24 protein-coding genes are annotated in these 20,621 nt (G+C 60.4%); 6 read left to right on the forward strand and 18 right to left on the reverse strand.

The window, feature by feature from the left end; all coding sequences use genetic code 11:
- Nucleotides 1-6: 6 nt before the first annotated feature.
- The 3 genes from plsX to ACSQ26_RS12715 form a co-directional block, all read right to left on the reverse strand.
- On the reverse strand, nucleotides 7-1,071 hold the full coding sequence (plsX, locus tag ACSQ26_RS12705) for a phosphate acyltransferase PlsX (RefSeq protein WP_436015246.1): 1,065 nt from the start codon (nucleotides 1,069-1,071) through the stop codon (nucleotides 7-9).
- Nucleotides 1,072-1,157: 86 nt separating this feature from the next.
- On the reverse strand, nucleotides 1,158-1,712 hold the full coding sequence (locus ACSQ26_RS12710; protein ID WP_436015248.1) for a YceD family protein: 555 nt from the start codon (nucleotides 1,710-1,712) through the stop codon (nucleotides 1,158-1,160).
- Complete coding sequence (locus tag ACSQ26_RS12715) at nucleotides 1,712-2,260, reverse strand: ubiquinol-cytochrome C chaperone family protein (protein WP_436015250.1); 549 nt, start codon at nucleotides 2,258-2,260, stop codon at nucleotides 1,712-1,714. Before ACSQ26_RS12715 ends, ACSQ26_RS12710 begins: the two co-directional genes overlap by 1 nt.
- A gap of 249 nt (nucleotides 2,261-2,509) precedes the next feature.
- Here ACSQ26_RS12715 and ACSQ26_RS12720 point away from each other — a divergent pair, with 249 nt between their 5' ends.
- On the forward strand, nucleotides 2,510-2,968 hold the full coding sequence (locus ACSQ26_RS12720) for an outer membrane protein assembly factor BamE (protein ID WP_436015252.1): 459 nt from the start codon (nucleotides 2,510-2,512) through the stop codon (nucleotides 2,966-2,968).
- Between the two features lie 93 nt (nucleotides 2,969-3,061).
- On the opposite strand, the gene ACSQ26_RS12725 is transcribed toward ACSQ26_RS12720, so the two are convergent.
- The 4 genes from ACSQ26_RS12725 to ribH all read right to left on the reverse strand — a co-directional run bounded on the left by ACSQ26_RS12725 (nucleotide 3,062) and on the right by ribH (nucleotide 7,574).
- Nucleotides 3,062-5,197, reverse strand: a complete 2,136-nt coding sequence (locus ACSQ26_RS12725) for a sodium-translocating pyrophosphatase (protein ID WP_436009263.1) — start codon at nucleotides 5,195-5,197, stop codon at nucleotides 3,062-3,064.
- Nucleotides 5,198-5,389: 192 nt separating this feature from the next.
- Nucleotides 5,390-6,622, reverse strand: coding sequence for an MFS transporter (locus ACSQ26_RS12730; RefSeq protein ID WP_436009265.1), 1,233 nt, complete (start codon nucleotides 6,620-6,622; stop codon nucleotides 5,390-5,392).
- Nucleotides 6,623-6,634: 12 nt separating this feature from the next.
- Nucleotides 6,635-7,114: a transcription antitermination factor NusB gene (gene nusB / locus ACSQ26_RS12735; RefSeq protein ID WP_258161673.1), complete on the reverse strand. Its 480-nt coding sequence runs from the start codon at nucleotides 7,112-7,114 to the stop codon at nucleotides 6,635-6,637.
- 1 nt (nucleotide 7,115) lies between these two features.
- The gene (ribH, locus tag ACSQ26_RS12740) at nucleotides 7,116-7,574 is read right to left on the reverse strand and encodes a 6,7-dimethyl-8-ribityllumazine synthase (RefSeq protein WP_436009268.1); all 459 of its coding nucleotides are present in this window, start codon (nucleotides 7,572-7,574) and stop codon (nucleotides 7,116-7,118) included.
- Nucleotides 7,575-7,778: 204 nt separating this feature from the next.
- Here ribH and ACSQ26_RS12745 point away from each other — a divergent pair, with 204 nt between their 5' ends.
- Entirely contained in the window at nucleotides 7,779-8,018 is a 240-nt protein-coding gene (locus ACSQ26_RS12745; RefSeq protein WP_436009270.1) for a hypothetical protein, read from the forward strand.
- 72 nt (nucleotides 8,019-8,090) lie between these two features.
- Here ACSQ26_RS12745 and ACSQ26_RS12750 read toward each other — a convergent pair whose 3' ends face one another.
- Genes ACSQ26_RS12750 through nrdR form a run of 3 tightly spaced genes read right to left on the reverse strand, consistent with a single transcriptional unit; the run spans nucleotide 8,091 to nucleotide 10,271 of the window.
- Nucleotides 8,091-8,696 (reverse strand): riboflavin synthase, encoded by a 606-nt coding sequence (locus ACSQ26_RS12750; protein ID WP_436009272.1) that lies wholly within the window; start codon nucleotides 8,694-8,696, stop codon nucleotides 8,091-8,093.
- Between the two features lie 3 nt (nucleotides 8,697-8,699).
- Nucleotides 8,700-9,788, reverse strand: a complete 1,089-nt coding sequence (gene ribD / locus ACSQ26_RS12755; RefSeq protein WP_436009274.1) for a bifunctional diaminohydroxyphosphoribosylaminopyrimidine deaminase/5-amino-6-(5-phosphoribosylamino)uracil reductase RibD — start codon at nucleotides 9,786-9,788, stop codon at nucleotides 8,700-8,702.
- Between the two features lie 3 nt (nucleotides 9,789-9,791).
- On the reverse strand, nucleotides 9,792-10,271 hold the full coding sequence (gene nrdR / locus ACSQ26_RS12760) for a transcriptional regulator NrdR (protein WP_436009276.1): 480 nt from the start codon (nucleotides 10,269-10,271) through the stop codon (nucleotides 9,792-9,794).
- A 189-nt stretch (nucleotides 10,272-10,460) separates the two neighbouring features.
- On the opposite strand from nrdR, the gene ACSQ26_RS12765 reads away from it, so the two are divergent.
- Nucleotides 10,461-11,714 carry a glycosyltransferase gene (locus ACSQ26_RS12765; RefSeq protein WP_436009278.1) on the forward strand — a complete coding sequence of 418 codons (1,254 nt, stop codon included), beginning with the start codon at nucleotides 10,461-10,463 and terminating at the stop codon, nucleotides 11,712-11,714.
- Between the two features lie 93 nt (nucleotides 11,715-11,807).
- Here ACSQ26_RS12765 and glyA read toward each other — a convergent pair whose 3' ends face one another.
- From glyA to ACSQ26_RS12795, 6 genes are all read right to left on the reverse strand, one after another.
- Entirely contained in the window at nucleotides 11,808-13,097 is a 1,290-nt protein-coding gene (glyA, locus tag ACSQ26_RS12770; RefSeq protein ID WP_436009280.1) for a serine hydroxymethyltransferase, read from the reverse strand.
- A gap of 174 nt (nucleotides 13,098-13,271) precedes the next feature.
- The gene (locus tag ACSQ26_RS12775) at nucleotides 13,272-14,099 is read right to left on the reverse strand and encodes a calcium-binding protein (protein WP_436009282.1); all 828 of its coding nucleotides are present in this window, start codon (nucleotides 14,097-14,099) and stop codon (nucleotides 13,272-13,274) included.
- Between the two features lie 348 nt (nucleotides 14,100-14,447).
- Nucleotides 14,448-15,749: a L,D-transpeptidase family protein gene (locus tag ACSQ26_RS12780; protein WP_436009284.1), complete on the reverse strand. Its 1,302-nt coding sequence runs from the start codon at nucleotides 15,747-15,749 to the stop codon at nucleotides 14,448-14,450.
- 229 nt (nucleotides 15,750-15,978) lie between these two features.
- On the reverse strand, nucleotides 15,979-16,572 hold the full coding sequence (locus ACSQ26_RS12785) for a hypothetical protein (RefSeq protein WP_436009286.1): 594 nt from the start codon (nucleotides 16,570-16,572) through the stop codon (nucleotides 15,979-15,981).
- Nucleotides 16,573-16,681: 109 nt separating this feature from the next.
- Nucleotides 16,682-16,972, reverse strand: coding sequence for a ribbon-helix-helix domain-containing protein (locus tag ACSQ26_RS12790; RefSeq protein WP_436009288.1), 291 nt, complete (start codon nucleotides 16,970-16,972; stop codon nucleotides 16,682-16,684).
- A gap of 62 nt (nucleotides 16,973-17,034) precedes the next feature.
- Nucleotides 17,035-17,391 carry a hypothetical protein gene (locus ACSQ26_RS12795; RefSeq protein WP_436009290.1) on the reverse strand — a complete coding sequence of 119 codons (357 nt, stop codon included), beginning with the start codon at nucleotides 17,389-17,391 and terminating at the stop codon, nucleotides 17,035-17,037.
- 195 nt (nucleotides 17,392-17,586) lie between these two features.
- Here ACSQ26_RS12795 and ACSQ26_RS12800 point away from each other — a divergent pair, with 195 nt between their 5' ends.
- On the forward strand, nucleotides 17,587-17,820 hold the full coding sequence (locus tag ACSQ26_RS12800) for a hypothetical protein (RefSeq protein WP_436009292.1): 234 nt from the start codon (nucleotides 17,587-17,589) through the stop codon (nucleotides 17,818-17,820).
- Nucleotides 17,821-17,934: 114 nt separating this feature from the next.
- Here ACSQ26_RS12800 and ldtR read toward each other — a convergent pair whose 3' ends face one another.
- Both ldtR and ACSQ26_RS12810 read right to left on the reverse strand, forming a co-directional pair.
- Nucleotides 17,935-18,444 carry a transcriptional regulator LdtR gene (ldtR, locus tag ACSQ26_RS12805; RefSeq protein ID WP_258161658.1) on the reverse strand — a complete coding sequence of 170 codons (510 nt, stop codon included), beginning with the start codon at nucleotides 18,442-18,444 and terminating at the stop codon, nucleotides 17,935-17,937.
- Nucleotides 18,445-18,592: 148 nt separating this feature from the next.
- On the reverse strand, nucleotides 18,593-19,030 hold the full coding sequence (locus tag ACSQ26_RS12810; RefSeq protein WP_436009294.1) for a DUF6163 family protein: 438 nt from the start codon (nucleotides 19,028-19,030) through the stop codon (nucleotides 18,593-18,595).
- Between the two features lie 165 nt (nucleotides 19,031-19,195).
- Here ACSQ26_RS12810 and hemB point away from each other — a divergent pair, with 165 nt between their 5' ends.
- On the forward strand, nucleotides 19,196-20,209 hold the full coding sequence (gene hemB / locus ACSQ26_RS12815) for a porphobilinogen synthase (RefSeq protein ID WP_436009296.1): 1,014 nt from the start codon (nucleotides 19,196-19,198) through the stop codon (nucleotides 20,207-20,209).
- A 152-nt stretch (nucleotides 20,210-20,361) separates the two neighbouring features.
- Nucleotides 20,362-20,532, forward strand: coding sequence for a hypothetical protein (locus ACSQ26_RS12820; protein ID WP_436009298.1), 171 nt, complete (start codon nucleotides 20,362-20,364; stop codon nucleotides 20,530-20,532).
- Nucleotides 20,533-20,621 lie beyond the last annotated feature (89 nt).

The raw sequence follows: 20,621 nt of genomic DNA on the forward strand, positions 1-20,621 counted from the left end.
CTCAATTCAAACAATCCCTGTCGCCGTTTCTTCCTCGACGTCCGACGGCGGGACGACGAGGGCATGAAATTTCTTCAAATCGGCTTCAATTTTCTCGAAAAGCCCGTTGCGGACCATGTCATAGCCCACCTTGATGGCTGCGGCATAGCCCTCGCCATCGGTTCCACCATGACTTTTTATGACAATGCCGTTCAATCCGAGAAAGACGCCGCCATTGACCTTCTTTGGATCCATCTTCTCGCGGACCCGGTCGAAAGCGCTCTTGGCCAGCAGGTAACCGATCTTGGCCGTCCAGCTTCGCATGATCGATTCCCGGAGATATTCGGCTATCTGCCGGGCCGTGCCCTCGGCCGCCTTGAGAGCGATGTTGCCAGTGAAGCCCTCGGTAACCACGACATCGACGGTGCCCTTGCCGATATCGTCACCCTCGACGAAGCCGAAATAATTGATTGTGTCGAGATTGGCCTCGCGCAGCAGGCGGCCGGCCTCCTTCACCTCTTCCTGACCCTTGATCTCCTCGACGCCGACGTTGAGCAGGCCCACCGTCGGCCGCTTGACCTCGAACAGCGCGCGCGCCATGGCGCCGCCCATGATCGAGTAGTCGAGCAATGCCTGAGAATCCGCACCGATCGTGGCGCCGACATCGAGCACGATGCTCTCGCCGCGCTTCGTGGGCCAAATGCCGGCGATCGCCGGCCGTTCGACATTGGCCATGGTGCGCAGACAGAATTTCGACATCGCCATCAATGCACCGGTATTGCCGGCTGAAACCGCGACATCGGCCTCCTTGAGCTTGACCGCCTCAATCGCCTTCCACATCGACGAGGTGTATCGCCCCCGGCGCAATGCCTGGCTGGGCTTTTCATCCATCCGAATGGCAACATCGCAATGGCGAAATTCGGCCTTGGCTTTGAGCTTCGGAAACCGGTCGAGTATCGGCCTGCAGGCCGCTTCCTGCCCGAAGATGATATACTGGATGCTAGGCTCGCGATCGAGCGCTATTGCGGCACCCTCGATACAGACTTCCGGGCCGATATCGCCCCCCATCGCATCGATCGAAATCTTGACCACGCTTGCGTCTTCCTTGTTGCCTTGACCGTTTTGCCGGCCGATTGTGGTTCGGTGTGGCGACGTGGCGAGATCGCTGACGACCGCCATTATTCGCCTTTCAGGCTCTTGAGTACCGCGAAGGGGGACGGCTTGCTGTCCTTCTCCGGGCTGCCTTCAATGTGATTTGCGAATGCGATGCCCGGCTTACGGGGATAGGGATCGAGCGCCATGGCGACGATCTCCGACACGACCGCGCCGACATCGATCGCATCGCCGATGAACGTCTCCGGAATATCCGGACCATCCGGATCGATCATGATCTCGCCCTGGTCGTTCGCCGGAATGCGCGCCAGCGGCGATCCTTCGGGCGCGAACAGTTCGTCGAACTCTTCGTCGATAGTCTCGGGCACGGGATCGAGGGTCACGACGCAAGCCTGGGTCACTTCGGCATGCACCGTTCCGAACACCTTGACGCCGTCCTTCTTCCACCGGCGCAGCTTGAGTTCCGCCGATAGCGCCTCCACGCCCAGAATGTCCCAGAGCTTGGCAAGGGCCGCGCGCTCCCCGGCATCGGCCTCGATGCGGACGTCGAGCGCATTGTGCGAGATATGGCCGACCTTCACGCGATAGCTGAAGGGCGGCGGACCGGACGTGTCCCTCATCATGCTTCCTCCTGTTCCACCCCGGCGAGCTGCGCCTCGCCGCTCCTGAGGATGGATTCGGGCACTTTTTTCAATTCTTCTTCTGCCTTCAGCATATAATGCGCCAGTCCGCGCATAGAAAGCGTCTCGTCCGTGTTTTCCGGATGAATATTCCGCAGAAGTGCGGCCTCCAGCGCGATTTCGTCGGAGTTTTCCAACGCCCGGGCGTAGGAATCGAGCCGGCCATAGAACATGCCCGCCAGTTTCTTCATCCGTTTCGGCACGCCATTGTCGCCGATGCCGAGTTCCCGCATCGAGTGGTCGAGGTCCTCGAAAAAGGCCTCGACAATGTCCTGCGCGATCGCCTTGACCTCGTCGCCGGCGCTGGACGTACGGCGGAAATACAGAATCAGCGCGATCGAAAGCATCTCGAAGCGGCCCATTACTGTATCGGGCACGTTCATGGCTTCAAAGAACGCCGGCGCACGGGCAGCTGTTGTCAGAATACCATACTGACGAACCATGATGGCCTGGTTCACCTTATTTTTCCGGAACAGTCTGAAAATCATCAATTTGCCCTGATTTGGCGTTCTGAAATCCGATGCAAGCGTGGACGGCTTGTTGCATCCGCAAAGAAGCTGGTTTACCGAAGCAGGCACGAAAAGCAATGGCGCAGGCTTATTCAGGGAAACTGCGTCGCTTCGATGGCAGTGAGACAAAAATGGCGGCCGACCCAGTCCGCCGGGCGACGATCTTGGGAGATAGTGTTGGGAATTGAAGTCAAGAATAACCGCACCCTGAAAGCGAGCGGCATCGTAATGGCTGCGCTTGCGACGACGGTTTCGCTATCTTCCTGCCAGGGCATAGGCGATACGATCCAAAACGGTTACGTGGTGGATGAGCAGACGCTGGCGCTGGCCCCGGCAGGTTCGAGCCGCGAACAAGTGCTGCTGTCGCTCGGTTCGCCATCTGCAATGGCGACCTTCGACAACGAGGTCTTCTATTACATTTCGCAGAAGCGCACCCGAATGGTGGCTTTCATGAAGCCCAAGCTCGTCGAGCAGAGCATTCTGGCTGTCTATTTCAACAAGGACGGTGAAGTCGATCGACTGGCGAACTACAAGCTCGAGGACGGCCGCGTGATCAACATGCTCGGCCGCACGACGCCGACCGGTGGCAGCGAGATGACATTCCTGATGCGTCTGCTCAAGGGTGGCGTCAACCCGGCCGACGCGGCGGCACAGCTGCTCAACACAAACCGCGGCACGAAATACTGATTTCCGGCCGGGCTGCTTTCCACCCGGCTTTCGCAACGAACAAAACAAAACCGCGCCGGATCGCTCCGGCGCGGTTTTCTTGTTTCAGCGATATCAACCAGCCAGCACGGCGAGCAGCAGCAGCGCCACGATGTTGGTGATCTTGATCGCCGGGTTGACGGCAGGGCCGGCGGTGTCCTTGTAGGGATCGCCCACCGTGTCGCCGGTCACCGACGCCTTGTGGGCCTCCGAGCCCTTCAGGTGCTTGACGCCGTCCTTGTCGACGAAGCCGTCCTCGAAGCTCTTCTTCGCATTGTCCCAGGCACCGCCGCCCGAGGTCATCGAGATCGCAACGAAGAGGCCGTTGACGATCACGCCAAGCAGCGAGGCGCCGAGTGCGGCAAAGGCCGAGGCCTTCGAACCGGAGATCAGGAGCACGCCGAAATAGACGACGAGCGGCGCCAGCACCGGCAGCAGCGACGGCACGATCATTTCCCGGATCGCGGCCTTTGTCAGCAGGTCCACCGCGCGGCCGTAGTCGGGCTTCTCGGTGCCCGCCATGATGCCCGGCTTATCCTTGAACTGGCGGCGCACTTCCTCGACGATCGCGCCGGCCGCACGGCCGACTGCGGTCATCGCGATACCGCCGAACAGATAAGGAATGAGGCCGCCGAAGATCAGGCCGGCGACGACGTAGGGGTTGGAGAGGTCGAAGGAGATCGTCCCGACATCCGCGAAATACGGATATTGCGTTCCGTTCGCCGCGAAATGCTGCAGGTCGTTGGAATAGGCCGCAAACAGCACCAACGCGCCGAGACCGGCCGAACCGATCGCATAGCCCTTGGTGACGGCCTTGGTGGTGTTACCGACCGCGTCGAGCGCATCGGTCACCTTGCGGACTTCAGGATCGAGATGGCTCATTTCCGCGATACCGCCAGCGTTATCCGTGACCGGGCCGAAGGCGTCCAGTGCGACGATCATGCCGGCAAGGCCGAGCATGGCGGTGACCGCGATGCCGGTGCCGAACAGGCCGCCGAGCTGGTAGGTGGCGATGATGCCGAACACGATGACGATCGCGGGAAGCGCGGTCGACTCAAGGGAAACCGCGAGACCCTGGATGACGTTGGTGCCGTGTCCGGTAACGGAAGCCTGGGCGATCGAATTGACCGGCCGCTTGTTGGTGCCGGTGTAATATTCGGTGATCACCACGATAAGCGCGGTCACGACCAGGCCGACCAGGCCGCAAAGGAACAGGCTGGTGCCATTGACCATGGCGCCTTCCTTGCCGAAATCGCCCCAACCGACGGTCAGATAGGTGGCGCCCGCAAGTGCTCCGATCGAGAGTATGCCAGTGACGATCAGGCCCTTGTAGAGCGCGTTCATGATGTTGTTGTCGGAACCGAGCTTGACGAAGAAGGTGCCGATGATCGAGGTGATGATCGAGCCGCCGCAGATGGCGAGCGGATAGATCATGGCGCTTTCGAGCGAAGGCGTGCCGGCAAAGAAGATCGCCGCCAGTACCATGGTCGCGACCACGGTCACCGCATAGGTTTCGAACAGGTCAGCCGCCATGCCGGCGCAGTCGCCGACATTGTCGCCGACGTTGTCGGCAATCGTTGCCGGGTTGCGCGGGTCGTCTTCGGGAATACCGGCCTCGACCTTGCCGACGAGGTCGCCACCGACGTCGGCACCCTTGGTAAAGATGCCACCGCCGAGACGGGCGAAAATGGAAATCAGCGAAGCGCCGAAGCCGAGCGAGACGAGGGCATCAATGACATCACGGCTGGCGCGCTCATGGCCCATGACGTCGGTGAGAAACCAGTAGTAGACGGAGACACCGAGCAGCGCGAGACCCGCCACCAGCATGCCGGTGATGGCCCCCGACTTGAAGGCGATTTCAAGACCGGCCGCGAGGCTCTTGGACGACGCCTGGGCCGTGCGCACATTGGCGCGGACCGAGACATGCATGCCGATGAAGCCGGCGGCGCCCGAAAGCACCGCGCCGACCAGGAAGCCAAAGGCCGCTTCCGCCGACAGAAGGAAGAATGCGAGAATGAAAACAGCGACGCCGACAATGCCGATCGTCCGGTACTGGCGTGTGAGATAGGCTTGCGCGCCTTCCCTGATATAACCTGCAATTTCCTGCATGCGGGCATTGCCCTGGTCGGCCGCCAAGACCGACTGGGTTGCCCAGATCGCATAGGCTACGGACAAAAGTCCGCAGACTATGACGGCAAACATGATGCTCATTCCTCAATTCCTCCAAATTTGACGGACACGCGTCCCGCCCAAAGACTGCCGCGGCCGCCCTGCAAATACTCCCCGATGCGCAGGCGTGCGGAACCGCGGGCGAGATTGCTTGCTGCAAAATGCCGCGTCAAGTATCCCCCCACCCATTCGTCCGAAAGGGTGCAAAGAATTCAGTAGTTTTGCTTAAAATGTTTAGGCGGGGTCGCCCACAGCCACTTTCCGGCGTGACAGGAGGAACAGAAGCACCAGTCCTGTGATCGCCAATGGCCAGACCGGCAGAATCATCCCCGCCCAGCCGAAGGCGTTGAAAACCAGTCCGGAAGCGAAGGAGGCGAGCGCTACCGAGGAGAAGAGGATGATGTCGTTGAAGCCCTGCACCTTGTCGGCCTCACTCGGCCGGTAGCTCGAAGCGACGATCGCCGTCGAGCCGATGAAGCCGAAATTCCAGCCGATCCCGAGCAGGATCAGCGCGCCCCAGAAATTCCACAGCTCGACGCCGGCATGGGCAACCACAGCGCAGACCATGAGAATGCCGAGCCCTGCAGCGACCACCCTCTCCGCGCCGAAACGGTTGATCAACTTGCCGGTGAAGAAGCTCGGGCCGAACATGCCGAGCACATGATACTGAATGCCATAAAAGGACTCCACATTGGAGAAGCCACATTCGTAGACCATGGCAAGCGGTGCCCCGGTCATCATGAACGTCATCAGGCAATAGGAGGAAATACCGCAGAACATGCCCGTCATGAATCTCTGGGTCATGACGATCTCGGACAGCGGCCGTGCCGGTTCAGCACTGACAGTGGTATGATCGGTGAGCGCGGGCAGTCTCAGGAACAGCATGACCGCCGCCGCAATAAGTCCCAGCGGCACGAACATCATGAAGGCGCCGGCATAGGGCACGGTTTCGAACAGGCCCTCTGTATAGATCGCGAGTTGTGGCCCGAGAAGGCCCGAAATGATACCGCCCGCAAGGATCCAGGAAATGGCAGTCGCCTTGTATGCCGTCGGCGATGCGTCGGCCGCAGCAAACCGGATTTTCTGAGTGAAGCCGGCCGAGAAGCCACAGACGATGAAGCCTGCAATCATCAGCCAGAAATTCTGCTGGAAGACTGCGATGGTCGCGATAAGGCCGCTCATCGCCATGATGCAGGCGCCTGCAATGAAGCCGAGCTTTCTTCCCAGATACCGGGCCGCGAGCGCAACGCCGATCGCGCCGAGCGCAGTGCCGACATTGAACCCTGTGAGCGGCGCGGTCGCCAGCCCTTTGTCGTCACCCAACATCTGATAAGCGGCCAGGCCGCCGGCAGCGAATGCGATAGGCGGCGCACTGCCGAGGATGGCCTGTGCGGTCGTCAGCAGCGCGACGTTGCGCTTGGCCGAGCCGAGATCGATTTCGCTGCCCGTACCCGCCACTGCTGCCATGAGATATCTGCCTTACTTCTTGTCGCCGCGAACTTTTCGCGCAACGGAATCGAGAACCGCGTTGACAAGCTTGGGCTCATCCTCGCTGAAGAAGGCATTGGCGATCTCGACATATTCCGTGACGATCACTGCCACCGGCACATCCTTGCGCTCGATCAGTTCAAACACCCCTGCCCGCATGATGGCGCGGATGGTGGCATCGAGGCGCGAGAGCGGCCAGCCTTCGATCAGGGAATCGGCGATCAACGGATCGAGCGCACGCTGATCCTTGACCACGCCCGCGACGATCGAGCGGAACCAGGAGGCGTCGGCCTTCAGATACTGGTCGCCGTCGAGTTCCTGGCCGAGCCGGAAGTTCTCGTATTCGGAGACGATTTCCAACACACCGGTGCCGGACAGCTCCATCTGGTAGAGCGCCTGCACAGCGGCCAGCCGCGCTGCGCCGCGCTGGTTGGCCTGCTTGATCTCGTCCTTGTTACCGTCAGCCGTCATTTCAGGCGCCGAACTTCTTCTTGAGCGCAATCATGGTCAGCGCCGCCTTGGCGGCAAAACCACCCTTGTTGAGGTCCTTGAGCTTGGCGCGCCGCCAGCCCTGCTCGTCGTTCTCGACGGTCAGGATGCCGTTGCCGATGGCGAGCGACTCGCTGACCGCGAGATCCATGATCGCACGCGCGGATTCATTGGCAACAATGTCGAAATGATAGGTCTCGCCGCGGATGATCATGCCGAGCGCGACGAAACCATCGTAATGGGTGCCGTCATTGTCGGCACCGTCGAGCGCCATGGCGATAGCGGCGGGGATTTCCAACGCACCGGGCACGGTGACGACATCACAGGTCGCGCCAGCTTCCTTGATCGCCTCGGTTGCACCTTCCAGCAGGGCATCGGCCATGTCGTCATAGAAGCGTGCTTCGACGATCAGGAGATGGGGGGCATGCTTTTTCTTGGCCATGAACATTCCTCAAAGGACGGCAGAAGGCGAATTGCCTCATAATTGAGCGGGGTAAAACCACGGACGGGCGGGGTTGGCAAGTGAATTCTGGGAATGTCACCCCCTCCAAAATAAGAACGTTCCGTCAATGGAGTAGCTTTCCAAATCAACCAGTTTGCCGTAGTGTTGACTTGAAAATGCCAAATTTGCCGTCAGGAGTACGAAATGACCCGCTCGCTCACGATCACGCTCGCTTTGTTGGGCTCCATAGTTGCTGGCGGTGCCAATGCCCAGTCGACGACCACCGATCCGACCGGCATCAACGTCATCGACGAGCCGACGATCACCCAGCAGCGCGGCTCGGTCGGCCAGACGACCTTCAGCTCGATTCCCAAGAACGAGCGCAACTACTGGAATAGCGGACCGCTTCTCGACCTCAACCTCGACGGCGCGGTTGACGAGTAAGATTAAGGCTTTAATCCGTCGGATAATGACGAAGGCGCCCGGTGGACCGAGCGCCTTTTTTGATTCCCGCTGTCAGTCGAATTCCTTGAGCCGCGCGGCGTAGCGCGCCATCGTATCGGCCTCGAAATTCACGAAATCGCCGGCCTTGCGGTCGCCCCAGGTGGTGACTTCGAGCGTGTGGCGGATCAACAGCACGTCGAACAGATCGCCATCGACCTTGTTGACGGTCAGCGACGTGCCATCGAGCGCAACGGAGCCCTTCTGGGCTACGAATTTGGCATGTCCTTCGGGTGCGCGCAGCGTGTAGCGAACGGCATCGCCTTCTTCCTCGACCGATACGATCTCCGCCATGCCGTCGACATGTCCGGACACGATGTGGCCGCCGAGTTCGTCGCCGATTTTCAGTGAACGCTCCAGGTTGAGCCGGGTGCCTTCTCGCCAGCCGCTGATCGTGGTCAGCCGCAGCGCCTCTTCCCACGCCTCGGTTTCGATCCACCGCTCGTTGGAGCCGGTCTCGGGCAATCCCGTCACAGTGAGGCAAACGCCGGCATGGGCGACCGAAGCGCCGATGGCAATCGTGGCTGGGTCCTCGCTGGTCAGGACGCGAAGCTTGATGCCCTCGTTGAGCGGGGTAATCCTGTCGACTGTGCCAATGTCGGTGACGATGCCTGTGAACATGATCTATGCCTTTATATATTCATGAAGCCGGTCGGCGCCGAACACAGCTTCCGTCCGCAATTTGAAGCCTTCCGGCAGGTTGTCGCGCGCCACCGGCGATGCGATGCCGCCATCGCCGACGATGACGTCGGACGAAAACAGCATGATGCGGTCAACCAGCCCCTGCGCGAGAAACGCCGTCGCGGCCCGCCGGCCCCCCTCGACGATGAGTGAGGACAGCCCACGCGCGGCCAGCATTTCGAGCAGTATCTGGTAGTCCGGGCCTCTGATATCAAGCACCTCGGCGCCAGTGGCTTCGAGTGCCGTGCGGTGCCTAACATCCGCATCGGGACTTGCGGCGACGAGCAGCGGATGATCCTGCGTGATGCCGGCCACGAGTTTAGATGACAGCGGCGTGTCGAGCCGCCGGTCCAGCACCACACGCACCGGCGAGCGATCCTCCAGCCCCGTCAGGCGGCAGGTCAGTTCCGGATCATCGGCAAGCACCGTACCGATGCCGACCAGGATCGCATCGCTCTCGGCTCTAAGTATATGCGACTGCGCGCGCGCCTCGTGGCCCGTGATGGCAACCTGCCCCTCGCCCTCACGGCCGATCATGCCATCGGCGGAAACGGCAAGTTTCAGAGTCACTTGCGGCCGTTTCCTGCGTTGGCGATTCATGTAGGCTTCAAGCTGCGTCTCAGCCTGCGCCTCGAGCACGCCGGCTACGACCTCGATATCCGCCTCGGCCAGCATCCCGAGGCCCCTGCCCGACACGCGCGGATCGGGATCCGTCGCGGCAACGACAACCCGCGCCACGCCATAGGAAATCAGCGCTTCGGTGCAGGGCGGCGTCTTGCCGTGATGGGAGCAGGGTTCGAGCGTTACATAGGCGGTGGCGCCGCGCGCCGCCTCGCCTGCATCGGCAAGCGCCTGGGTCTCGGCATGCGGCCGGCCCGTGCGCGCGGTGACGCCACGTCCGACGATGACGCCATCCTTGACGATCAGGCAGCCGACCGATGGGTTAGCGCCGGTGGCGCCGAGATGCCAGCGGGACAGGCGGATGGCGGCAGCCATGAAGCGTTCGTCTTCATGCCGCTGATCATCATTCATGGCTCAGCGCTCGTTGCCCGGGTCTCGGGCAATCTTCGCCGATATCTGGGTGATCGCCTCGGAGAAATCCTCGATATGGGTGAAGTCGCGATAGACCGAGGCGTAGCGGACGAAAGCTACATCGTCGAGGCTTTTCAGCGATTCCAGCACCTGCGTGCCGATATCTTCCGACGAGATTTCAGTCTCGCCTGAACTCTCCAGCCTGCGGATGATGCCCGAGACGGCGCGCTCAATGCGGTCGCGATCTATCGGCCGCTTCCTGAGCGCGATCTCGAAACTCTTGACCAGCTTTTCGCGCTCGAAGGGTACCTTGCGGCCGGATTTCTTGATCACGGTCAGTTCGCGCAGTTGCACCCGCTCGAACGTCGTGAAGCGACCACCGCAATCGGGGCAGATGCGCCGGCGGCGGATCGAGGAACCATCCTCGGCGGGCCGGGAATCCTTGACCTGTGTGTCTTCCGAATTGCAGAACGGGCAGCGCATGTGAACCTTGGGTCGGTGGTTTGTCCTGATATGCCTTTAGCGTTAGCCGCTGCCACTCACAAGAGGCGGGGCCTACGCAATCGCGGCAAGCTTCAATTTCATATGTGCACTGCGGCGAGCCGCGCTTGACACGTCAACGCTTTTGGCAAGTATGCAAGCCGGATGCGGGACCGGACTGGAATTTGACGCTTGGCTTCGAGAACGATCGAAATCATCTATTTTGATGCCGGCGGCGGCCATCGGAATGCCATGCATGCCCTTTCGCGCCTTATCGAAAAGCGGCATCCGGACTGGCGGATCGTTCCCGTCGATCTGCAGAAATTGCTCGAACCCATCGATCCCGTGCACCGCCTGACCCGACGCGTCACAGGTTCGCTGCAACGCCTGCTGATACCGGTGGCGCCGAAGCTTAATCTTTCCGGCTGGCAGGCACAGGATATCTACAATACGGCGCTCAAGCGCGGCACCACCCGGGGCCTCGGCGCGATCCTGCCTATCCTGCAAGGCTTCGTTCGTCGTTATTCGCAGGAGATCGAACAACTGCTTGTCGACCGGTGGCGCAATCCGGAGACGGCAAGGCCCGATCTCGTTCTCTCGGTCATCCCCAATTTCAACCGCGTGATCTTCTGCGCACTCCGCGCCTTCGCATCGGACATTCCATACCTCACGGTCATGACCGATATGGTCGACTATCCGCCACATTTCTGGATGGAGGACCAGGACCAGTTCGTGATCTGCGGTACGCCGAAAGCCGCCAAGCAGGCACGTGCGACCGGTTTCTATGCCGAGAACCGGATTTTCGAAGTCTCGGGCATGATCCTGAAAGACTCCTTCTACCAGCCACCGCAATCCACGGGCATGACCCTGCGCAGTCTCGGCCTCTCGGAGGATCGCGCGACGGCGCTGATCATGTTCGGCGGCAACGGCTCGTTCGCCGCAACCCAGACAATCCTGGGACAGTTCGAGAAATCCGGACTGGACATCCAGACCATCGTCATGTGCGGCAACAACAAGAAACTGCTCGAGAGCCTCAAGGTGCGCGCCAACTGCCATCCGGTCGGCTTCGTCAACAATGTCGCTGATTATCTGCGGCTCGCGGATTTCTTCATCGGCAAGCCCGGCCCCGGCAGCCTGAGCGAAGCCATTTTCACCGGCTGCCCCGTCATCATCGAGCGCAATGCGAGCACGCTGCCGCAGGAGCGCGCCAATGTCGAATGGGTGCGCGACAACGGTCTCGGCATCGTCGTCCGCAGCTTCCGGAAGGATGTCGCCGGTGCGGGCGAGCGCATGCTCCGCGATCTCTCGCGCTACAAGGCCAATATCGCGGCCAATGTCGTGGAAAACCGGGCGGTGTTCGAGATTGCGGATATTGTCGAACAGATCGTATCCACCCCGGCGGCGCGACCGGTGCGACTGGTCTCCTCGCTCGCGCTCGAAGGCTGACGGCCCGGCAACTCCCCCTTTTTGACAACCGCAAACGAAAAACCCTCCCCGTTGCCGGAGAGGGTTTCGCAATTAGCGTAAAGCCAATCGCGCTTACATATAGCCGTACATCGGGAAGCGGCCGGTCAGCGCCATGACCTTGTCGCGTACCTTGGCTTCGGTCGCAGCATTGCCTTCATCGGAATTGGCTTCGCGCAGGCCGTCGAGAACTTCGACGATCAGGTTGCCGATCTCGGTGAATTCGGCTTCCTTGAACCCTCGTGTCGTGCCGGCCGGGGTGCCGAGACGGACACCCGAAGTCACGAACGGCTTTTCCGGGTCGAAGGGGATGCCGTTCTTGTTGCAGGTGATATAGGCGCGGCCGAGCGCGGTTTCGGCGCGCTTGCCGGTCGCGTTCTTCTTGCGCAAATCGACCAGCATCAGGTGATTGTCGGTACCGCCCGAGACGACGTCGAGGCCGTTCGACTTCAGCGAAGCGGCGAGCGCCTTGGCGTTCTTGACCACCTGCGCGGCATAGTCCTTGAACTCGGGCTTCAGCGCTTCGCCGAAAGCCACGGCCTTGGCGGCGATGACGTGCATCAGCGGACCGCCCTGCAGGCCGGGGAACACGGCCGAATTGAACTTCTTCGCCAGATCCTCGTCATTGGTCAGGATCATGCCGCCGCGCGGGCCGCGCAGCGATTTGTGGGTCGTGGTGGTCGCAACGTGGCAATGCGGGAACGGCGACGGATGCTGGCCGCCGGCAACGAGGCCGGCGATGTGGGCCATGTCGACCATCAGGTAGGCACCGACGCTATCGGCGATCTCGCGGAAGGCCTTCCAGTCCCAGATGCGGGAATAGGCAGTACCGCCGGCGATGATCAGCTTCGGCTTGTGCTGTTCGGCCTTCCTGCGGACGTCTTCCATGTCGAGGAGATGGTCTTCCTCGCGCACCCCGTAGGAGACGACGTTGAACCACTTGCCGGACATGTTGACCGGTGAGCCGTGGGTCAGGTGACCGCCCGAATTGAGGTCGAGGCCCATGAAGGTGTCGCCAGGCTGCAGCAGCGCCAGGAACACGGCCTGGTTCATCTGCGAGCCGGAATTCGGCTGGACGTTGGCGAAATTGACGCCGAACAGCTGCTTGGCGCGGTCGATCGCCAGTTCCTCGGCGATATCGACATACTGGCAGCCGCCATAGTAGCGCTTGCCCGGATAGCCCTCGGCATATTTGTTGGTCATGATCGAGCCCTGCGCCTCGAGCACCGCGCGGGACACAATGTTCTCCGACGCGATGAGCTCGATTTCGTGGCGCTGGCGGCCGAGTTCCTTTGAGATCGCGCTGGCGATGTCTGGATCGGTATCGGCAAGCGTGCGGGTGAAAAAGGCGTCGTTGGCGCTCATGTCTTCGATCTCTCTCCGGGATAGGTGACCTGACTGTCGATCAGGGTCTTAGCGGGAGAGGCCGCCAAGGGCAAGACGGTTTGCGCCGGGCGATGTGGCACTTGCGTCGTACGTCATAAAGTGAAGCAGCCGGCGCGTGGATGCGCCGGCTGCCATGGCTTTCGAGAAAACGTCTCAGACGAGTTCGAAGTCGCCCAGGTCGAGGGTGCCGGCGATGATCGACGACGCCGCGAACTCGGAAATCAAGGTCAGGCCGCCGCCGCCGGTGCCGTTCTGGTCGAACCACAACCGGCCGGTGTCGCCTTCGTAGATGAACTGAGCGTTGCCGCCGACCGCCGTCACAGTGTTGGAGTTGACCAGTTCATTGGCATCCAGCGAGCCGCCAAGGCCGAATTCCGACAGGTCGATCATCAGCATGTCTTCGTTCTCCGTGAACTGGGAGATCGTGTCGAAGCCTTGGCCGAACTGCACCCAGGCGCGGGTCTCGCCGTAATTCATGTGAAGCGTGTCGAAACCCGCATCGCCGCGAAGCACACCGGCATCGGTGCCGGTGCCATAGGAAGCACCGTAGATTTGGTCGTTGCCGCCGCCGCCGAATGACGTGCCGCCGTTCGCCGCCTGAAGACTGTCGGCGTAGGCGCTACCGATGAGATTCTCCACCTTCACGAAACTGTCGCCTGTCGCATAGCCGCCCGTGTTGTTGAACGGGATCCACGCAGTGACAGCAGACGTCGCCGCAGAATAATCGACCGTGTCGATGCCCTTGCCGCCCCTGAACTGGTCGGCGCCGAGACCGCCTTCCATCGTATCGTCGCCCTTGGCGCCGAAGAGGATGTCGTCGCCGTCGCCGCCGAAGAGAAAGTCGTCGCCAGCACCGCCATTGATGAAGTCGTTGCCGAAGCTGCCATAAAGCAGGTCGCTACCGCCCTTACCGTAGATGAAGTCGTCGTTGATGCTGCCGTTGATGGTGTTGTCGTCACCGTTTCCGTAGTAATTAGCCATTGGTTCAATCCTTCGTATTGGGTTCCAGCGGCAGGAGTGGTTCCGGTGGCTGCCGCTCTCGATGGACCAATGGTGCGGCCGTCCCATATCGGGTGCTGTTCCCCACGAAACTGCGAAAGGTGGCCAGACGTCGTAATTCAAGCCAAGATGCTACTGATTTTGCTTATGAATTTATTTGCATATAGCAGCATCGAAGGAAGGTCCGGCCGAACCATCGGCGCCGGAAAAACCTTTTACTTTCAAAAACTTGTAGAAATTCTTCGAGACTGATGGCAGATCCGGCCCCGACAAACGAAAACCGCCCGGACTTTCATCCGGGCGGCTTAATATCCAATCCTGTTAGGCCAATCAGTTGGCCACGACCGGCTCTTGGTTGAGGCCGGTCTGCAGCGCCAGCTCCTGCGCGCCGTCCATCTGGTAGATGTCGTCGCGGAACTGCACGACGCGGTCCTTGGCAGACCAGGCCGTGACATATTTGAAATAGATCGGAATTTCGTTCGTCACCTGGATCGGCGTGTTGACGCCGGTCCTGATCGTCGCCTCGATCTGCTGGCGGCTCCAGCCCGGCTGGTCGCGCAGAATCCAGGTCGTCAGGTCGCGCACGTTCTGGCAGCGGACGCAGCCCGAGGATTCAAAGCGCGACAGCTTGTTGAACAGGCCCTGCGACGGCGTGTCGTGCATGTAGGTGGCATGCTCGTTGTGGAAGTTGATCTTCGTCGAGGCCATGGCGTTGATCTTGCCGGGGTCCTGGCGGAACATCAGGTCGGGCGCCTCGGCATTCCAGTCGATCGTTGTCGGATCGACTTCATTGCCCTTGCCGTCGAACAGCCGGATCTTGTTGTCTGCAAGGTATTTCGGGTCCTTGCGCATCAGCGGCATGATGTCCTTCTCGACGATCGAACGCGGCGCGGTCCAGTAGGGATTGAGCGTGACATTATAGATCTTGGAGTCGAGGATCGGCGTCGGACGGCTGATGCGGCCGACGATGGCCGTGTGGCGCTGAGCCACGCGATTGTTCTCGACGGCTTCGATATAGGCGGCCGGAATGTTGACCATGACGTAACGCTGGCCGAGATCCACGGTGATGGCGTTGACGCGCTCGAGATTGGTGCGCAGCTGCATCAGGCGCGTATCGGCCGGAATGTTGATGGCTTCAAGCGTGTATTTGCCGATGACGCCATCGAGCGGCAGACCGTGGCGGGCCTGGAAGCGCTTGACGCCCTCCTCGACCAGCGAGTCGTATTCGTTGGAAATGCCGGCTGATTTGGCGAGGTCGCCCGATATCATCAGACGCTTGCGGAGTTGCGCGATGGCGGGGTCGCTCATGCCGATCTTGAGCTTGACAGTGGTGCTGACCTTCGGCCAGCCACCATTGGCAACGATCGACTCATAGTCAAAGATCGCCTGTTGCAGGTTGGCGGAGGCGCCTGGTCCAAAGATCGGGTTTTTGGTCGAGATCGCCGCCGCGGTGCGCGAGGCCTTGGCGTCGAACTGGTCGTCCCAGTTGCCACGGCGCGGCGCATTGATGATGTCCTCCATCGATATGTCATCCGCCAGCACCGGTCCGGCAACGACGGCGGCGCCAAGCGCGGCGGCGGAAGTCAGGAACCTGCGGCGGGAAATGGATGAAAAACTGTCACGTTCGGACATGCGATCTGCCTTCCTGTTGTCCCGGCAAAAACTGAAAATCAGCCTCTTGCCTAACACGAATACGGTTAACGAAGTGGGGATGCATGTGCAGCTTTGCAGCCGACGAGCGGTTCAGACAATATCAAAACCGTCCGGCGGCGATCCCTGCCCTGTTTGGCCACCCTCATGTGGCGTCGATGTCACATTATTGTGGCGGCATTGTGCTGAATTCATCGCATGGTGTGGAACATCAGTTCTGTTCCTTCACAACCCTGAACTTGGTGTAATCCTTGTACTCCGCGAGCTTCTGGAAGTTGGCGCCGAACCACGCCGAAATCGTCTTGGCCTGGTCCATCGTATCGAGCTTGATTGTCGATGTGCCGGCACCGCGAGGCAGCGTCTGGCCGGGGAACATTTCCTCCAATTGACCGTCATCGGTGATGCCGCTCATCAGGTAGTATTCGTCATCGCGGATGGTGACGAAGCCGAGACCGCTTTCGCTGAGGCTCGGTCGCAAGCCCTCGATCGTCTGGGCGAAGCGGATGAGATAATTGTTCTCGCTGATCTTCCGTGCCTGCACGACGAGCCGGTTGGGCGTGCCATCATCGAAGGTCACGATATAACGCATCGCCTCGGTTTCGCGCTCCGGCGTAATCGTCGCGAATGCCTTGTAGGCCCGCTTGTCCTTCTCGAATGTTTCGAGCCGGAAAGGTCTGTCGGAGGGAAAGCCGGGAATCGCATCGCCCGCCGCCGTCGGATCGGGCAGGACGGTGTCGGATTCGATGGTGCAGGATGCGACGAAGAAGAGCGCGGCGATCGCCAGCACGGTTTTGAGAACGTTCATATTGATCTCCAGGTGGGCTATCGGCCCTGTTGGAGAAAGAACGTTTCGGGGCGGGGTTTAATTTGACGGAGGCAATTCGTCTTGATCCTTGGAATCAAGATACGAGACCCTAAGACGACGCATTGTCGAGTTCCCGATCCACTCGCTCGAACATCGCTTCGATCACGGCCTCCGCCTCTTCCTCGGTTAGATCAGGACGAGGATCATCGAGCGACTTTCGGATGCGTCTCTTCATCATCGCAAGCGTCTCCGCATGCTCATCCCGATCCCGCTGCCAAAGCCGCATCGCGTGCCGTATCACCTCGCTCGTCGAGGCATATTCGCCAGCATCGACGCTCTCGCGGATCGAGCGCAACATTTCAGGCGTCATGGTGATCGAGATTTTTTCAGCAGTCTGCATGGATTTTGCCTCCATTTCTCACATTGCGAGAAAGTAGCATAAAATCCTACCGGACGCGAGACCTACATGCTGGCGTCGGTCATCTCGTCGGACCGCAGCACGGCGTCGACCTCCGCCAGCAGTTCCCGTCGGCGGGCGGCGCGGTTGGTGGCGATGCGGGTCATCACATCCTCGGGCAGGTCGTTGACGACCTTGGCCGTCGCCTCGTTCTCGGCGATGTCCATGAGCAGGTTGCGCATCACGCCATTGGCTTCGCGGAGATCGAGAATCTCGACGGTCATCTCGTCCCTCTGGGTCAGCAGCTTCTGCGCGATGATCCGGTCGATCTGCTGGTCGACGAGGCGCTTCTTGGCGGCCATCAGGTTGATCGCGGCAAAAGTCAGCGCCACTGCGCATGCACCGAGAACGAATAACAACATCTGACCTGACCTTTCAAAACCTTCCAACCACAGGTGATATGTTGGGCTTGGAGGGATGGAAGTCAATGGACAGGCAGCACGTGCGGAGAGACGAAATTCACCGTGCATGGCCCACAGCCCGTCCGATTTCCATAAGGACCCTATGAAACCGGCCCGCTTACTGATAGCACGGCCTTAGCAATTCAGAGAGAGACCATGAAGCCAGAAGAAAAGTACCAAATCATCCTCAATGCATTCCATAGCAACAGATATGGCGTCTCGCCGACCGCGACGCGCGGCGCCGTCGAAAGCTATGCCAAGAAGCATCTGCTCGAAGGCAAGGACTATACCGAAGCCCTCGAAGGCGCCATGGCTGCCGGGCTCGTCGGCCAGGGCGCGGATGCGATGATCACGATCCGCAATGCCGGACGCAAGCTGCTGCCGCGCTGATTGCGGTGATGATCGATCGAGGATGAGATACGAAAACGCGACGCAGCTTTCGCCACGCCGCGTTTCATCTGTTCTGCATGACTGGAGGAAATGCAGTCCGGTCTGCCTAGCCCATTACAGCCGATACAAAATCTGGTCGTTCCAGAACCGATCCAATCTCTGCAGCAGCTTGTTCATCTGGCCGAACTCATCCGTGCCGATGCCGCCGACCTTGTGGATCGAGCCGACATGGCGCTGGTAGAGTTTTGCCACTGTTTCGGCGACGTCCTGGCCCTTGTCGGTCAGCGAGATGCGGACCGAGCGGCGGTCGATGCGGGAGCGGGCGTGGTTGATGAAGCCGAGGTCGACCAGCTTCTTGACGTTGTAGGACACGTTCGAGCCCATGTAGTAACCGCGTGAGCGCAGTTCGCCGGCGGTCAGTTCCGAAGAGCCGATGTTGAAGAGGAGAAGCGCCTGCACGGCGTTGATGTCGTCGCGGCCCTGGCGGTCGAACTCGTCCTTGATGACATCGAGGAGACGGCGGTGCAGCCGCTCGACCAGATGCACGCTTTCGAGATAGAGATTGTGGATGACCTGCTCGGAGGGATCGATCGCCTGTACGGGGGCCTTGAGCTTCGCGTTCATTTTTCTGCCTCACTGTTTAACGGCGGTCTTGTTTTTGTCTGTCCGCCTTATGTGATGCAAATTAGCGCGTGCCTCTAAAATTCTACTTAAATCATAGGATTAACAGGCTCTTACTGCTTTCATTCCATCTGTCTTGGTCAACAAGCCGTTACCTGGCCGCCAATTTGGGGCCCGCCCTGACCGGCTTTTTCAGCCACAATGTGATCCTCAGCGCCAAGTAAAGCGCCACCGTCGAGACGATCATCAGCAGGGTCGGACCCGAGGTTCCGAAGATGCCTGGAAAGCTCTCGTGGCGCGCGACTTCCACCGCCGCAGTCACCGTCCAGACCACGGGTCCCCAGGAGCCCTTGAGCCACAGGCCGATGGCCGCCACCGGGTAGAGCACCGAAAGTGCCGCCGCCGCCGCCTGCATGTCGGTGTCCAAGAGGTCGAAGCGCAATATGCCGTTCGAGCCGTATCCGATCAGGTCCGACCAGATGTCGAGCGCAAACCACAGGCAGGCGACAGCCACCATGCGCATGAAGATCGTCATCAGAAGTTCCGGCAGGAAGAAAGTCCGCTGCGGCAATGTCTCGGTATCGGTCATATCGCGTTTCTAGCCGATCGAAACTCCGATGAACAGTCTTGGGCGGAATCGGGCCTCCAATCCAATAATGGGACGATCCGCCGCCCTCCCCGGCCCGGCAATCCCTTTTCCTTTTGTCAATGCACATGCTAATCCGGCACCCGGATCGATCGAAGGACGAGCAGGATGACCGACAGAACCCATCTCGTGGACCACATCACCGGCCACCGCCGCATGCGGCGCAATCGCAAGGCCGACTGGACGCGTCGCATGGTGCGTGAAAACCAGTTGACGGTGGACGACCTGATCTGGCCGATCTTCATTGTCGCGGGCTCGGGTATCATCGAGCCGATCCCGGCCATGCCCGGCGTCAACCGGATGAGCATCGACAAGGCCGTGGAAGCCGCGAAGCAGGCGGCCGACCTCGGCATTCCCGCCCTCGCCACCTTCCCCAACGAGGATCTTTCGCTGCGTGACGAGACAGGCTCGCATTCGCTGGTCGAAAGCAACCTGATCAACGAGGCGACCCGGGCGATCAAGAAGGCGGTGCCCGGGATCGGCATCATCACCGATGTGGCGCTCGACCCGTTCACCAGCCACGGCCATGACGGCATCCTGCGCGGCGGCATCATCGTCAATGACGAGACCGTGGATGCGATCGCACGCGCAGCCGTCATGCAGGCCGATGCCGGTTCCGATATTATCGCGCCTTCCGACATGATGGACGGCCGGGTCGGCGCGATCCGCGGGGCGCTGGATGCGGCCGGGCACCAGGATGTCGGCATCATGTCCTATGCGACGAAATTCGCATCCGCTCATTACGGACCTTATCGCGAGGCGATCTCGACCAGTGGCCTGCTCAAGGGCGACAAGAAGACCTATTACATCGATCCCGCCAACGGCACCGAGGCGCTGCGCGATGCGGCGCTCGATGTCGAGGAAGGCGCCGACATGCTGATGGTCAAGCCGGGGCTGCCCTATCTCGACATCTGCTGGCGCATCAAGCAGGAGTTCGGCCTGCCCGTCTTCGCCTACCAGGTGTCGGGCGAATACACGATGGTGAAGGCCGCCGCAGCGCAAGGCTGGATCGATGGCGAGCGGGTGATGCTCGAACAGCTGCTCTCGTTCAAGCGTGCCGGCTGCGACGGCATCCTGACCTATTTCGCCATGGACGTGGCAAGGCTGCTCGCAAAGCGCTGATTGCGACGCTGTTCCAAGGCATTCGGAACCCTTCCCGGCATGGCCCGACTGGAGGATGGTCCTGTTTTGCATATCAGAGATGTTGAATTGTGCGTTGCAGCATCGACGCTGCCACACCAACTGTAATGCAGAATTAACAAAGGAGAATCCCGATGTCCCGCATCCAATCCAGGACTTCAAATTACCTTGGCCGTGCCCTCACGGTGTTTGGCGCGGCAGTCGCGGCCGCCGCAGCAGCCGAAAGCGGCCACCAGCCCCGCTCGCGTGACCTTCGTACGCTTGGGGTAGACCCCGACGTCTTCTCGAAGATTCATCTGCGCTAATAAACCGCGAACGAAATTCGCCAAACTCTTGCGCCGGCGCGCTTCAATGTCCATCTCTCAGTCGAGTGTTTGGCAATGGGATGACTGCG

The sequence above is a fragment of the Rhizobium sp. LjRoot254 genome, from assembly GCF_964254105.1.
GTDB lineage: Bacteria > Pseudomonadota > Alphaproteobacteria > Rhizobiales > Rhizobiaceae > Rhizobium_E.